At 48.5% G+C, this 16,207-nt stretch carries 9 protein-coding genes; all 9 read left to right on the top strand.

Annotated elements, in window-relative coordinates:
- The first annotated feature begins 53 nt into the window (after positions 1–53).
- On the top strand, positions 54–4,640 hold the full coding sequence (locus SDEN_RS17325) for a DUF6701 domain-containing protein (protein WP_157599885.1): 4,587 nt from the start codon (positions 54–56) through the stop codon (positions 4,638–4,640).
- Between the two features lie 217 nt (positions 4,641–4,857).
- Positions 4,858–5,904 (top strand): rod shape-determining protein, encoded by a 1,047-nt coding sequence (locus tag SDEN_RS17320; RefSeq protein ID WP_011497753.1) that lies wholly within the window; start codon positions 4,858–4,860, stop codon positions 5,902–5,904.
- A 56-nt stretch (positions 5,905–5,960) separates the two neighbouring features.
- On the top strand, positions 5,961–6,845 hold the full coding sequence (gene mreC, locus SDEN_RS17315) for a rod shape-determining protein MreC (RefSeq protein WP_011497752.1): 885 nt from the start codon (positions 5,961–5,963) through the stop codon (positions 6,843–6,845).
- The gene (mreD, locus tag SDEN_RS17310; protein ID WP_011497751.1) at positions 6,838–7,329 is read left to right on the top strand and encodes a rod shape-determining protein MreD; all 492 of its coding nucleotides are present in this window, start codon (positions 6,838–6,840) and stop codon (positions 7,327–7,329) included. Before mreC ends, mreD begins: the two co-directional genes overlap by 8 nt.
- 2 nt (positions 7,330–7,331) lie before the next feature.
- Positions 7,332–7,928 carry a Maf family protein gene (locus SDEN_RS17305; RefSeq protein WP_011497750.1) on the top strand — a complete coding sequence of 199 codons (597 nt, stop codon included), beginning with the start codon at positions 7,332–7,334 and terminating at the stop codon, positions 7,926–7,928.
- Between the two features lie 57 nt (positions 7,929–7,985).
- On the top strand, positions 7,986–9,476 hold the full coding sequence (rng, locus tag SDEN_RS17300; protein ID WP_011497749.1) for a ribonuclease G: 1,491 nt from the start codon (positions 7,986–7,988) through the stop codon (positions 9,474–9,476).
- A complete protein-coding gene (locus SDEN_RS17295; protein WP_011497748.1) occupies positions 9,476–13,735 on the top strand; it encodes a YhdP family protein in 4,260 nt (1,419 codons plus the stop codon). Before rng ends, SDEN_RS17295 begins: the two co-directional genes overlap by 1 nt.
- 9 nt (positions 13,736–13,744) lie before the next feature.
- Positions 13,745–14,584 (top strand): carbon-nitrogen hydrolase family protein, encoded by an 840-nt coding sequence (locus SDEN_RS17290; protein WP_011497747.1) that lies wholly within the window; start codon positions 13,745–13,747, stop codon positions 14,582–14,584.
- 37 nt (positions 14,585–14,621) lie between these two features.
- Complete coding sequence (gene tldD / locus SDEN_RS17285) at positions 14,622–16,070, top strand: metalloprotease TldD (RefSeq protein ID WP_011497746.1); 1,449 nt, start codon at positions 14,622–14,624, stop codon at positions 16,068–16,070.
- Positions 16,071–16,207 lie beyond the last annotated feature (137 nt).

The following is a 16,207-nucleotide window of genomic DNA, read 5'->3' as shown; positions in this document are numbered from 1 at the left end:
AAACTGATGTTAGTGGCGCGCACGCTTGGCGAAAAGTGCTATTGGCTTTGGTTATGTTGACAGGTTTATTTGGCGTACCTGCACAGGTAAGCGCCGCGTGGGATAAGACTTTTATTGAAGGCATTAACGCCTATGACAGTAATGCCACCATAGGTTTTGCCAATTCGGCTTATCTCTTTAATGCCCCCAATAATGCGAAGTTGCCAGCAATCACAGTGTTCGATCAGCATGGTGCCTGTGTAGCAGCTAATGGTAATAACAAAGCCAAGTCCTGTAAGGACACCACGCCCTTGGCTGTACTCCCCAATGATCGTCTCGCCTTTAGTCAATGTACTTCTGCTAGCAGCACCAATATTGGCCCCCCGAGTTTTTCGACCCCCAGTATCTCTGTGCCTCAAGGGGAGTACGCTAATGTCAGTTTAAGCGGTGGCAGTGACAAAACACTCAAATTTACCACCCCTGATGGCATCTATAAGCTGAAAAGCCTGTCGGCATCCTCTGGGAGGTTGGAGTTATCCTCTGGCCAGTATTGGATAGAAACCTTATCCATTAATAACGGTGTGACCTTGGTTTTTCCAGCCAGTGGCACTGTGACTTTTTTTATTAAAAATAATTATACCCATCAAGATCTCAACCTTATAGGCGCACCTGAGCGATTTGTGATCTACAACTACGGTGACTTTACTCTTAATGGTAGCGCCCGTTTAAATGCTTATGTGGTGGCGCAGGGCACGGCAACCTTAGAGGGGAGTGCGAGCTTAACTGGGGCCATCACTTCAAATCAAGTGCGTCTCAATGGTGGCGCTAGTGTGACCTTTGCCGATACTGTGGCCCGTGTTACCACAGTGCCTAATTGCACCCTGCCAACACCGCCTGCTGTATTCCATATGCAATTTGGCCAATCTCTTTCGGGCAGCAATACTGTATTATTCGATAAACCTTTCGAGGCCGGTGTCACGCCATTAGTTTTTGCTATGGCGACTGTGTCTAAAACCAATAGCAACAGTGACGGTCCGGCCACAGTAACAATCAGTAATATTTCCGCCACTGGCTTTAGCTGGACTCAAGTTGAACCGCCATCCCCAGGTAATCGCTATGTAAAATCTGTGCCTATGCCTGAAGTGCATTGGATTGCCGTGAGTCCAGGTACCCATGAGTTGTCTAATGGCACTCAGCTCATCGCGGGGAGTGTGCAAATAAACCAAGCGTTGTTAGGCAGTAATAGCCCCTACACTCAAGTGACTTTGCCTACTGGGCAAAATGTGGTGCTTAATCAATTACAAAGTAAAAACAATAATTGCTGGTTGACCAGCACCTCACAATTTACCGCTAACGGTATCGAACTTGCGCTCGATAGCTCAGAAGTGCGCACGGGTAATACTCGTTGCCAACCAGGTGATATAAGCCAGTTAAAGAATGAAACTCTGGCCTATATGGCGCTGAGCCAAGGCACTGGAACCATTAACCTCAATGGCGACAATGTGAAGTTTCATTTTGGCAATGGCCAGACTGGAACGGGTTCTTCTGTAATTGATTTGGCAAACCAATGTGGCTATACCACGGCGTTAAGTGGCTTTGACGGCATACCCACCTTGGTGGCCGGTAAAACTTCCAGATATGGCGGTGATGGCGGCTGGTTAAGACGTTGCCAGCTAGACTCTACAATGATGAGTATGGTGGTGGATGAAGACACCTATCAGGACAGCGATCGCAGTCATGTATGGGAGAATTATAGTTTTGTGGCACTGGAGAAAATCAACGACAGCTTAAGCTGTTTTAATGATGACTTTAGCCGCACCGAGATAGGCGATGACTGGGCTCACAAGGTATTAGGCAGTTCGTTAGCGCCATCCATCACTAATGGGCGCCTGCGTTTAACGTCCGCTATAGGCAATCAAGCCACCTCGAGCACTTATCAGCGGCTGTTTCCAGCGGCCGATAATCTGGTTGAAATTGAATTTGATTATTTCGCTTGGTCGAGTCAAGCAGGCACAGGTGCCGATGGCATAGCAATTATTTTATCAGATGCCAGCATTACCCCCCAGCCTGGCAGTTTTGGTGGTGCCTTAGGCTATGCCCAGCGGGATAACGGTACCCCAGGTTTTGCCGGTGGCTGGCTGGGTATTGCGCTGGATGAATACGGCAATTTCTCTAATGCCAATGAAGGCAAGAGGGATGGCCCAGGTTTTAGGGCACAAGCCGTGGCCATTCGCGGCTCGGCCAATACCAGTTATCGCTACCTTACGGGGACTAATGCCAACCTGAATCCACGAATAGATGTGCGCAGTACGGCCAATGCTGCACCAAACCATAGATACAAGATAGTTATCGACTCTAGAGTGTCGGGAACCGCCATGGTTTCTGTGCTACGTGATACCCAAAATCGTGGCAACCCTGCCGATTACATCGAGCTGGTGCCCCCCTTTAATGCGTTAAGCTTCTCAGGCCAAGCGCCAGTACCAGACGATTTCTATGTGTCATTTACCGGTTCTACTGGTGGCTCTAATAATAATCATGAGATGGATGATTTTAAGGTGTGTGCCCTTAAATCTAAGCCGGTAGGGGCGCAGGTGCATCACTTTGAATTTGACTATAGCCTGTCGCCATTGACCTGCAAGGCGGAAACCATGACGGTTAGGGCCTGTAAGAATGCGGTGTGCGATTTGTTTACCGATCCCGTGCGGGCCTCTCTTTCCCCGCACCCCATAGCGAATGGCGGCTGGTACTTTGAAGGCAATAATACTAACGCTGTGAGTTTTACCAATGGTTTGGCTCAAGTGGACTTGCGCCACCATGGGATAACGCCCATTACCATAGGGGTGACATCCTCAGATCCATCCACTGTTGCAGGCAGCGATACCTTGTGTCGTCGTGGCTCGGGATCCTTGTCTAAAGCCAGCTGCAGTATCAGCTTTGCTGACAGTGGCTTTGTTTTCGATGTGCCTGATAAGTTAGCCAATAAAGAAACCGCCGATATCAGCATCAAGGCGGTGAAAAAATCTGATACTAGTCAGCAATGCGTGCCAAGTTTTTCAGGTGTCTCTAAAACGCTCAATTTTTGGAGCAGTTACATTAGCCCTAGTACACTCATCAGCCCTCAGCCTGTCACTGTCAATGGTAGAGTTATTGGGCAGCAAGCCAATACCGCGACGGCCATAGGGCTTAATTTTGATGCTAACGGCGAAAGCAAATTTACACTTAATTATCCCGATGCAGGTCAAATTGAGCTGAATGCGACTTATACCGGCAGCGGCGATGATGCAGGACTTGTGATGCAGGGTTCAGATCAATTTGTGAGTTTTCCTGTTGGTTTGTGCATTACCCCAAAAGAATCCGCAGCCCTTTGCCCTAACGCCGATGCCAGCTGCAAGGCCTATAAAGAAGCGGGCAAAGCCTTTGAGTTAGTCATCCAAGCTAAGGCTTGGCAGAGAGATGATGACGATATTGATAACAACGGTGATATCAATAAATATTGCGATAACCTCAATACCCCTAATTATGCCCAAACTAGCATAGTGCTGACCCACAATTTAATTGCACCTAAAGATAATCATCTGGGCAGTCTTTCAAACAGTCTTTACAGCCATGTTGCCGCAATCAATAACAGTAACACTGTGAGTCAAAGCGTGTCAGAAGTGGGGGTGTTTACTTTTAGTGCTGATCCGCCGCGTGAATACTTAGCCTCAAGTTTTTATCATATTCCAACAGCTACGTCAGGCAATATTGGCCGTTTCGTGCCAGCAAGCTTTGAAGTGATCCAAAGTAGTATTACAGCAGCCTGCGGCGCGTTCAGCTATATGGATCAAGGTTTTGGTATTGGTTACACCCTAGCTGCCAAAAATATCACTGGAGTTACCACGCAGAATTATATCGGTGCGTTCGCTAAGGCATCCATAAGCCTTGCTGGCGAGAATGCCAATGATGGGGTTGATTTATCATCAAGATTAACCACCCCTAGCATTCCAACTTCGGCTTGGGATAAAGGTGAGGCGCTAATGAGTGGCAGTGATGCCAGCTATTTTAATCGCCTAAGCGCCCCTCAAGTGGATGGCCCCTTTGAATCTTTGGCCATCGGTCTTAAGGTCGATGACAATGATGGCGGCTTGGCGCTGATTGCTGCGGCTGATATGCATGCGGGTTCTACGGCAATGCCCTGCGGTTCACTCTGTGATGCCAAATTACTTGGTCCACTCAATACCACAACCAAGCTTAGGCATGGGCGCGTGGTGATGGATAACACCTATGGGCCCGAGAGTGAAACCTTGCGCATGCCGGTTTATGCTCAGTATTGGAGCGCCGGCAACTGGGTGAATAATTTAGCTGATGCTTGCAGCACATTGTCACCCACATTGGATGGCAGTGAGCAGTATTCCCCAGCACTCATCCCAGGACAGACTATTGTTCGTGGTCCGGCACTAGTGACGCTATTCCAAGGGGGTCAAGAGCTCACTTGGAACAATGCCGGCACTGTGGATTATCGTGGTGAAGTCAGGGCGCCTTTGACCGTCGCGCCTTGGCTTAAGTGGTATTGGAATTGGGACTCTTCGAGCCCAAATATCCTTGCGGACCCTCGCGCCAGCGCTTTCTTTGGTCGTTACCGTGGTCATGACAGAATTATCTACTGGCGTGAGACTCAATAGTTGAACAGTTGTTAGACGTATTAAGTTGTTGGATTTTTTGTTGGTGGTTTTTTGGTCATTCTCAGGCTCGATAGCACAAAAATGGCACTATTTGCCTGTTTGATAAAAATAAATGCCCTGTTTGGCCCTAGTATCCATCTTCGTCCTTGTAGAAATGGAGTTGCATTGATAAAGTTAGCTGATTTTTTTCTCTACTCCACGGAAACGGGCTGAATACATGTTCAAAAAGCTGCGCGGTATTTTTTCAAACGACCTGTCGATCGATTTAGGTACGGCTAATACATTAATTTATGTACGCGACGAAGGCATAGTGCTGAATGAGCCTTCTGTGGTTGCCATCCGTGGTGAACGCAATAGTTCGAATAAATCTGTTGCTGCCGTAGGCATAGCGGCCAAACAAATGCTGGGTAGAACGCCGGGCAACATTCAGGCTATCAGGCCGATGAAAGACGGTGTTATTGCCGACTTTTACGTAACAGAAAAAATGTTACAGCACTTCATCAAGCAAGTGCATAACAACAGCTTCTTCCGCCCAAGCCCTCGTGTACTTGTGTGTGTGCCTGTTGGTGCCACTCAGGTAGAACGTCGCGCCATTCGCGAATCGGCGATGGGAGCGGGTGCTCGTGAGGTTTACCTTATTGAAGAGCCTATGGCGGCAGCAATCGGTGCCGGTTTACCTGTCTCTGAAGCCACAGGTTCCATGGTGGTTGATATCGGTGGTGGTACCACAGAAGTGGCTATCATTTCATTAAACGGCGTGGTGTATTCATCGTCTGTACGTATCGGTGGCGACAAGTTTGATGATGCCATCATCAACTATGTACGCCGCAACTACGGCAGCTTAATCGGTGAAGCCACAGCCGAGCGTATCAAGCACACCATAGGCACAGCCTACCCAGGTGATGAAGTGTTGGAAATCGAAGTTCGTGGTCGTAATTTAGCCGAAGGCGTGCCAAGAAGCTTCACCTTAAATAGCAACGAAATTCTAGAAGCCCTGCAAGAGCCATTATCTGGCATCGTCAGTGCGGTGATGGTTGCCCTCGAGCAGTCACCGCCTGAGCTTGCATCAGATATTTCTGAGCGTGGCATGGTATTGACTGGCGGCGGTGCATTGCTGCGTGATCTAGACAGACTATTAGCCCAAGAAACGGGGATCCCTGTGATGGTGGCTGATGATCCTCTGACTTGTGTTGCCCGTGGCGGCGGCAAGGCATTAGAGATGATAGACATGCATGGCGGAGATCTATTCTCGGAAGAGAATTAATCTTCGATAGCTAAGCTTGGCCTTTTGGCAATCCTGAAGGCTGGGCTGGCAAGACAATGAAACCTATCTTTGTTCGCGGTATTTCAAACCAATCTCGGCTCACACTGGCTATTTTTTTGTCGGTGGCCCTTATCGTGGCAAACGATAAGTTAGAAGCTCCCCGTCAGTCCTTATCGTCGATATTAAGTCCATTGCAGTATTTGGCCAATCTTCCCGGCCTACTCATGGATTGGTCCTCAGATACACTCGCAACCCGCGACATGCTGCAAACCCAAAATGGTGAGTTACAGCGTCAACAATTGTTGATGTCTGAACGTTTGCAACGTTTTGAACACTTGCGCCAAGAAAATGAGCGCTTGCGTGCCTTGCTTGGCAGCCCAGTGCAGTTAGCGGTAAAAAAAGTGGTCGCCGAAGTGATGGAAGTGGCCAGCGACCCTTTTCGTCATTATGTGGTACTTAATCGCGGCGCACAGGATCAAGTCTATGTGGGTCAGCCTGTGGTCGATGCCCTTGGGGTGATAGGCCAAGTGATTGAAGTCAGCGCACTGACCAGTCGCGTCTTGATGGTGTCAGATCCCACTCACGGCATTCCTGTGCGAGTTACCCGAAACGATGTGCGGGCAGTGGCCAATGGCACCGGCGAAATTGACCAAATTGAGCTGCGTCATGTGGCAAAAAGTGCCGATATTATTGCCGGTGACCTCTTGGTCTCTTCTGGGCTTGGCAATCGATTTCCCGAAGGCTACCCGGTGGCGAGGGTGATGAAGGTCTCCCGTGATGAAGGCCAAAATTATGCGGTGATCACGGCGCAGCCGCTGGCCGCATTAGACAGAATTCGCTATGTGTTGCTGATTTGGCCCGAAGATTTGATAGAGAATGAAACCCTGCTAGAAGATGAACAAGCATTTAGCGGCAAGGATGTGGAGACAAGCCATGAGTAACCATATTGCTAATGGCCGCTTGATTGTGTGGGTCACACTCTTTTTCGGGGTCATGTTTCAAATCATGCCTTTGCCAAGTTTAGTGGAACTCTGGCGCCCAGATTGGCTGTTAATGGTCATCATGTATTGGGCCATGGCCTTGCCCCATAGGTACAGCATTCTCACCGCTTGGTTTCTTGGGGTGGTGTTAGATATTCTGCTCGGGGCCCATCTTGGGATCCGCGCCATGGCGTTTTCATTAGTGACCTATATCGTAGTGCTGCATTTCCAGCGTCTGCGGCACTTTCCCCGTTGGCAGCAATCTATTGTGATAGCCGCCTTCATCTGTTTGTATCACCTAGTGGTATTTTGGCTAGAATTTATTGTGGTTGGCGGGGTTCAGTTTAAAACGGAATATCTTCAACCTGTTGTTTCTAGTATATTTATTTGGTGGTGGGTGTTTTGGGTATTACGTAATATTCGTCGAAGTTATAAGGTAAGATAAGCATGACATGGGTATTGGCTTCGAGCTCTCCTCGCCGTAAAGAATTATTGGCTCAGGCTGGGTTTACCCAAGCACAATTCCAATTTGTTCAGGTGTCCCCCGATATTGATGAATCTCAATTAGCGTTAGAAACTCCCTCTGCCTATGTGACTAGGCTCGCCCTTGAAAAAGCGCAGGCAGGCCTAGCACTCAGTCGCCATTTACCGCACCCAAAAGTGATAGGTTCAGACACCATAGTGGTGCTTGACGGTCAACTCTTAGGTAAACCCACAGATCCCCAAGATGCAGAGCGCATGTTAACTTCATTATCCGGGCGTACTCATACTGTGATGACAGCGGTCGCAATCACAAATGGTAAGCGGGCCTTGTCACGGCTTTGCCAAACGCAGGTGAGCTTTACTTCACTGTCGCAACAAGACATTGCCAAGTATGTGGCCACGGGCGAGCCTATGGATAAAGCAGGCGCCTACGGCATTCAAGGACTAGGGGGCTGTTTTGTCAGTGAAATTTCTGGTAGTTATAGCTCAGTGGTCGGTTTACCTTTAGTCGAGACACGGGCCTTATTAGCAGCCATGATGGAACAAGACGACACCCTTTGATTTAATCAATCTAGTGCCGAACTATATTGGCGCAGGGTGCATAACGCGGGTGACAAGATGAATAATAAAACCAAAAATAAAAAAGGCTCAGAATTATTAATCAATGTGACCCCGACCGAGGCCAGAGTCGCCTTAGTTGAACATGGGGTATTGCAGGAAGTTCATATTGAAAGGCGCATGAAGCGCGGTTTAGTGGGTAATATCTATAAAGGTAAAATCAGTCGAGTGCTGCCAGGTATGCAGGCGGCTTTTGTGGATATTGGCTTAGATAAAGCGGCTTTTTTGCATGCCTCAGACATAGTGCCGCACACTGAATGCGTGGCCGATACTGAAAAACGTAACTTCGTGGTGCGTGATATCGCAGAACTGGTGCGCCAAGGCCAAGATATCATGGTGCAAGTGGTCAAAGATCCGCTGGGCACCAAAGGCGCGCGTCTGACCACAGATATCACCTTGCCTTCCCGTTATTTGGTTTTCATGCCTGATTCTAGTCATGTGGGGGTATCTCAGCGTATCGAAGTTGAAGCCGAGCGTAATCGTTTGAAAAACATTACCTTGCCCTATGTGGATGCCGATGGCGGTTTTATTATACGCACCGCAGCCGAAGGAGTAGGCGAAGACGAGTTGGCACAAGATGCGGCATTTTTGCGCCGTGTCTGGGCAAAAGTGAGTGAGCGCCGGAAACGCAAAGGCGTTACCTTGTTGTATCAAGACTTGGCCTTACCCGTGCGAATTATTCGTGATTTTGTCGGCACTGAGCTTGATCATATTCAAGTTGACTCGAGCCAGACATATGATGAGTTAAGCTTGTTTGCGCAAGAGTTTATGCCTGAAATTGCCGATAAAATTGAGCATTATTCAGGGCCTGCGGCGATTTTCGACCTTTATGACGTGGAAAATGAAATTCAGCGCGCCCTTGGGCGCAAAGTTGAGCTTAAGTCTGGCGGTTACCTCATCATAGATCAGACCGAAGCCATGACCACAGTGGATATCAATACCGGTGCCTTTGTCGGCCATAGAAACCTAGAAGAGACCATATTTAATACTAACCTCGAGGCCACCCAGGCCATAGCGCGGCAGCTGAGGTTACGTAATTTAGGCGGCATCATCATTATTGATTTTATCGATATGCAAAATGCCGAGCATAAAAGCCGGGTGCTGGCCAGCTTGCAGTCGGCCTTAAGTAAAGACAGAGTCAAGACCAGCATTAGCGGCTTTTCTGGCTTAGGCCTAGTTGAAATGACCCGCAAACGCACCCGAGAGAGCTTAGAGCACGTGGTGTGCGGCGAATGTCCCAGTTGCCACGGCACGGGGAGCATGAAGACCATAGAAACTGTGTCCTACGAGATTTTCAGGGAATTGATCCGCTTAAACAGCACCTATGCCGCGGATGAGTTTCTTATTTATTGCTCTCCCGCTGTGTACAACAGCCTTCATGGTGATGACAGCCATCTTCTGGCTGAACTTGGCGTCTATATTGGTAAGCGTTTGAGACTGCAGAGTGAGCCCATGTACGCACAAAATAAATATGATGTGGTGATGATCTAGTGTCAACACCGACGCTGCAACGACTCATCAAAATAGTGTGGCAGCTGCTGGCCTTAGGCCTGTTGCTGTTTGCACTCTTGGTGAGTTTAATTCGCGGCCTCTTGCCCCATGTCCCCGAGGTGCGTCAGCAACTGGTTGAGTACCTGCAACATCAATATAAAGTTAAGGTGCAGCTTGAGAGTATCATGGCCCAGTGGCGTGCCTTTGGTCCTGAACTCGTCATTAATCAATTAGTTATTCCTCCTCAGGCTGCCTTACCCATCACCTTGATGGTGGAAAAAGTACACTTAAAAATCGATTTCTGGGACTCAGTGGCCAGCTTTTCGCCACAAATAGAAACGGTTACCTTCGATGGCTTACACTTAGCCTATGACTTAAGTCATCAGGCCATAGCCCCATCAGCATCACCCGCGGCCATGGATTCAGAAGGTACCCATGGTCCAGCCATAGCATCAGAAGAAGCCCAGGCTCAAGACTGGCTCTATGGCTTTGCCCTCGAGCAGCTGAGTCACTTTTCTATTACCAATGCGTCGGTGCAACTCTTAAGTGATAAGCGCAAGTTTAAGCCGATTTTTATTAATAACTTAGTCTGGTTAAATAGCCCCAATCTTCATCGCGGCGAAGGTCAGCTGTTGATGGATAAATCAGGGGCATCCCAACAGAATTTGTCCCTGAAACTTGAAATTAGCGGTAATGGCTATCAAGCCGACTCCTTGGTGGGTCAGGCTTATCTACAGGCTAACGAGTTAGATCTCGGCCAATGGCTTAGTGGCAAGGCTGCTGAATTGGATTTTAAACGCTTGCTGCAAGTGGCCAATTTAGACTCAGAACCTGAGCATGCTAAAATCGACGGAAAGCTTAACTTCGAGGCTTGGCTTGAGTTTAGCAATCGCAGTCTAGCCTCGGGATTATTAGTATTAAAACCCAGCTCATTACAATGGCAATGGGCTGACGTGACCGAGCGGTTTTCTATCGAATCAGGCCAGTTTGAACTTGTGTCTTCCCCTGAAGGTTGGCAAGTAAATAGCCATGGGCTTAAGCTGATGACTAATCAGCAAGTGTGGCCAGCATTGGATATCGGCGTACGCTATCAAGATGATGCATTCTTTGCCTATCTCAACGAGCTGAGTCTACCGCTGTTGACGCCTTTGCTGGCATTGGTGCCTGAGCTAAGCGCGGAGCAATTAACTCAGTGGCAGACGCTCGGCTTGTCGGGCACGGTTGGACCCATTCGCGGCTATCACAGTCTTGAAACGGGATTGATTGCCAAAACCAGGCTGAGCCAAGTTGCGTGGAGTCGAGCAGAGGGCATGCCGGGCATGAGCCCCATAGACGCCGCGTTAAGCTATGACAATCATGGCCTTAATCTTAGTTTGCCAGCACAGGATTATAGTCTGGACTTTGGCACAGGTTTTGAGGCGCCATTAGTTTTTCATGGTGAGGCCTTGAGTGCGCGCTATGAGTTAAGCGAGCAGCGCTTAGCTATCCCTAGATTTGCATTCGATAATCAAGACATTAGCTTGGCGGGGGCAGTTGGCGTGAGTCTTACACAAGACACGCACCTGAGTCTGGCGGCCAAGGTTAAGGTCAAGCAAGCACAGCATCTTGGGGATTATTTTCCCTTAGCCGCCATGAGTCCCGAACTGGTCGAGTATCTTAATGGCGCCATCATTAAAGGGCAGATCCCTGATGCCAGTGTGGTTTGGCATGGCGCCTTAAGTCACTATCCTTATGAGGATAATTCCGGGGTGTTTCAGGCGGGTTTTACCCTAGAGAATGCGGTTTATCGTTTTGAGCCCGACTGGCCGGTCATTACTGAGCTGCGTCTGGACGCCTTATTTGAAAATGCCGCCATGGATCTGTGGGTGACACAAGGCCAATTACAAGATGTGGCCATCGATGGTGCCCATGTGTATATTCCAGAACTTGGCGAAAATAGCCTGTTGCGAGTAGAAGCCAAGCTTAATACGCAGGCCCTTGCGGCTACTCGAGTGTTGCAGGCATCCCCTCTGAAAGACTCAGTAGGTGAAACACTCAATAGCCTGCAGGTTAGGGGCGCTATTTCTGCGAGGCTTGATCTTAATATCCCACTCTATGAGGGTGAAGAAGAACGCATTGCGGGCAATATCAGCTTTAATAAGAATAACTTGTTGCTAACTGGCCCTGAGCTTGAGTTCACTGATTTGACCGGCGAGGTGAGCTTTATTAACCAAGAATTGTTAGGTAAAGGCCTGAAAGCCAAGTTACTCGGGCAGGGATTAGTGTTTTCCTTTGCCACAGAGGAGCGTGACGACAAGCTGGCGCTCGCGGTGGACCTGCAGGGCAAGGTGGTGATGGCAAGTTTGCCACAGGCGGCAGCCAATCCACTGTCCGAATATTATCAAGGTTCATTTGAATGGGATGGCGCCATGAGCATGGTGTTTGAACCCGATAATTATCAGCTGCAATTACAGCTTAATAGTGACTTAGTGGGCACAGAAATCAGCCTGCCGGCGCCATTCAATAAACCTGTAAAAGTGCCTTTAGGACTAAACCTTGAGTTATTCGGTGAGAGTCAGTCGATCACATTCAGTGCAAAATTGGCCGAGTTGGCCGAATTTAGGGGGGAAATAACCCCAGAGAGCGGCAATGGCTTGAGTCATTATGATGTAATGCTAGGCCGAGCATTTAAGCTTGGAGATACGCTGCAAGGGCAAGGGCAAGGGCAAATTCAAATTGCCTTAGACCAGGCCCAGCTTGCCCCTTGGTTGCCTGTGATTGAACAGTTTACCTTAGCGAGCACTGAACCCACTGGCGAAGAGGCTGAGCCAGGGTTTTTCCCCCCATTGCAATTAATTCGCGGCAAGGTTAATCAATTCGAATTACCCGGGTTATGGCTTCACGCTGCAGAATTTAGTGCATCGCCTTCAGCGGACAAATGGCAGTTTAAGGTTGATTCAGAAGAGTTTGTTGGTGACATCAGCCTCTATCCCGACTGGCAACAACAAGGCTTGGAAGTACAGGGTGAAAAGCTTGCCTTGAGCACACAAGCGCTTGGACTTAAGCCCGAGAAGCATATCGAAGCGAGCGCGCCAATGCTGCCGCTCGAGTTAAATCCCCTTGAAGCAGACTCGGATCCAGTGACTCTTGGTTTAAACCCAGCGTCTCAGGCTGTTGAAGTACCCGCACCCAGTAGCACAGATATTGCGGCTTCTAGCACAGTCCTTTTACCTAAGGTTGAATTCAAAACAGCCTTAATCGACTTGCCTAAACTTAAGATAGATGTCGCAGACTTTAGTTTCAATGGCATGCCATTAGGGCAATTGCAGCTCGAGGGTGCCCATAACGAGTTAGGTTATCAGTTCAGCCACATAGGCTTAACTAAGCCTGGCTTGATTTTTAACGCCACAGGTTTGTGGTCTTTAGTTGCAGGGCAAGAGCGCAGTGAGTTTGAACTCGATCTGCAAGCGGATAAGTTTGATATCCTGTCAGAATCTTTATTGATAGAACCGGGTGTTAAGGATTCACCTGTGAAGCTTAAGGGCAATCTTAGCTGGCAGGCAGCCCCCCATGAGTTTGTGTTGTCAGCGCTGGATGGGGCTTTAGCGTTTGAGCTGGGTAAGGGGCACTTATCTGAAATTAGTGATAAAGGCGCGCGGATATTTTCCTTGTTCAGTTTAGATTCTTTGCTGCGCAAATTATCTTTTGATTTCTCGGATGTATTTGGCCAAGGATTATATTTCAACGAGTTTAAGGGCGATCTCACCATAGATAAAGGTGTGCTTAAGACCCGTAACACAGAAATGGATGCTATAGCAGGCGATATGAAGGTGCGGGGCTATACTGATTTAAGCAGCCAAAGCTTAAATTATGATATTCGTTTCGTGCCTCAGTTAGCGTCAAGTGTACCGACTGTGGTGTTACTCAGTACCAGTGCCTGGACATTTGGTGTTGGTGCGTTTGCGCTAACTAAGGTGCTTGAACCTATGATAGAGATTATTTCTGAAATTCGCTTTCGGGTGACGGGCACCATGGATGAGCCTCTCATCGAAGAGTTGGAGCGTAAGCATAAAGAAATTGAGATCCCCGAAGCGATTTTAGCCCCCAAAGTGGGCGCACAGACCCAAGAGACACTTGAAAGTGGTGAGCCTGTTGATGCCTCAACCCTGTCACAGGGTCAAACTAAAGCGCCAACCCCGGCTAAACCAATCGCTGATGATGTATCGTTGGACGTCCCCGCGTTGGTGGAAAAGCCTGAAACCCAGCCAGTGCCAAGATAGAGGTTAAAGATGCAGATAAGTTTATTGCAGTGCCAAAGTAGTCGCGATGTCAGTGCTAACATTGACTTTATTGATGGTCAGCTGGCGCTGTTACCTAGAGAAGCTGATGACGCTCAGTTAGTGGTGTTGCCAGAATGCAGTCTGTTATTTGGCGGCCATGAGAGCCAGCAACTTGAATATGCAGGCACTGATGACAACAGCAAGCTTAAAGCGGCACTTGCAGACTTAGCTAAACGGCATAATGTGTACTTAATCGCCGGCACTATTCCTATGCAGGCTCAAGGTGCTAAGGTACATAGCCGTTGCTACTTTTTTGATAATCAAGGAATAACCTTAGGTCATTACGACAAGCTGCATCTGTTTGATGTGGACGTGTCAGACAATACCAAACAATATCGAGAGAGTGACAGTTTTACGCCAGGAGAGGGGTTAACCGTTATCGATACCCCTTTTGGTAAAATTGGCCTCGCCATCTGTTATGATCTGCGCTTCGCTGACTTATTTCGTGCACTGCGTTTAGCGGGTGCCGATTTCATCGCCCTGCCATCGGCATTTACCAAAGTCACAGGGGAAGCTCACTGGCAAACCTTGTTACAAGCCAGAGCCATTGAAACCCAGTGTTACTTATTAGGGGCAGGTCAATGGGGCCAGCATAATGAAGGTAGCCGCGAGACGTGGGGGCAAAGCATGATAGTCGACCCTTGGGGGCGCATAGTGTCTCAGCTCGAAAGCGGTTGTGGTTGGGTGCAGGCCAAACCCGATTTTTTATTATTAGAGCGCATTCGGCAGCAAATGCCAGTGCAGGGGCACAATAGATTTTTGCCCCCAACACTTATCAAAAAACCTTAATGACATTAATTAGCACAACACAGAACAAAGAGATTTTATGCCATTTTTAGCACAAGTTGAGCAGAGTTTATTTAAAGGCGCATTAACCTTAGATGGGTTAGCGTCATACTTGAACACCATACATCAGCATCAAATCGATTACTCGGATCTGTATTTTCAGAGTAGCCGCCATGAGTCTTGGGTGCTAGAAGATGGCATTATCAAGGAAGGCAGTTTCCATATCGAGCGTGGTGTAGGTGTGCGCGCCATCAATGGCGAGAAAACCGGCTTTGCCTATGCCGATGAAATTACCCCAGTGGCATTAGAAGCGGCGGCGAGTGCGGCTCGTGGTATCGCCATTGCCGGACAAACTCACAAAGTGCAGGCGTTTAAGCGTCAGCAGCAACATGCCTTGTATGACAGCGCAGACCCTATTGCCGCCATGGATGAAGTCACTAAGATTGGTCTATTAAAACAAGCCGATGCTTATATTCGCAGCCTAGATAGCCGCATTATCCAAGTGGTAGTGAGCCTGTCTGGCGTGCATGAAGAAATCATTATTGCCGCCAGCGATGGCACCTTGGCGGCGGATATTCGCCCCTTAGTGCGTTTCAATTGCAGCGTTATTTTAGAAGAAAATGGCAAGCGCGAGCGCGGCAGTGCCGGCGGCGGTGGTCGTCATGATTACAGTTCTTTCTTCATCACTGATGACACAGGTTTGCCGCAAAGTTTTGAATTTGCAAGGGATGCGGTGCGCCAGGCTCAAGTCAACATTAATGCCGTGGATGCCCCCGCAGGTGAAATGCCTGTGGTATTAGGCAATGGTTGGCCTGGGGTGTTACTGCACGAAGCCGTAGGCCATGGTCTTGAAGGTGATTTTAACCGTAAGGGCAGCAGTACTTTTAGCGGAAAAATTGGCCAGCAAGTGGCGTCAAACTTGGTCACTGTGATTGATGATGGCACCATGCCAAATCGCCGTGGTTCCCTGAGCATAGACGATGAAGGTGTACCGAGTCAGAAGAACGTCTTAATTGAAGATGGTATTCTTAAAGGCTATATGCAGGATAAGTTAAATGCGCGCTTAATGGGCGTTGCCCCAACCGGAAACGGTCGCCGTGAATCTTATGCCCACCTGCCTATGCCGCGTATGACCAACACTTATATGAACGCCGGTACTTCCACCTTAGATGAAATGATTAAGTCGGTGGATAAAGGCATTTATGCACCTAATTTTGGTGGTGGTCAGGTCGATATCACTTCAGGTAAATTTGTGTTCTCGGCCTCAGAAGCCTACTTGATTGAAAAGGGCGAAATCACCCAAGCCATCAAGGGCGCCACCTTAATTGGTAATGGCCCAGAAGCCATGGGATTGATTTCTATGGTGGGTAACGATCTTCAATTAGACAAAGGCGTTGGCGTGTGCGGTAAAGACGGCCAAAGCCTTCCCGTGGGGGTTGGTCAGCCGAGCCTCAAAGTTGACCGACTCACCGTTGGCGGTACAGCCTAAATTATCAATTGAAGAACAGCCACATTTATCTTTTTAAATCAGTATATTGTGTGGTTAATGTTGTTTGAACACTGAAGTGCAGCATAGGAAAGCGCCTAAGCTGCATTTTTGTAATATGTTCATTATATGTCAGAAGC

It is taken from the genome of Shewanella denitrificans OS217, assembly GCF_000013765.1.
Lineage (GTDB): Bacteria > Pseudomonadota > Gammaproteobacteria > Enterobacterales > Shewanellaceae > Shewanella > Shewanella denitrificans.
Note: the sequence above shows the minus strand (reverse complement) of the source record. Positions and strands in the feature narration are given on the sequence as shown.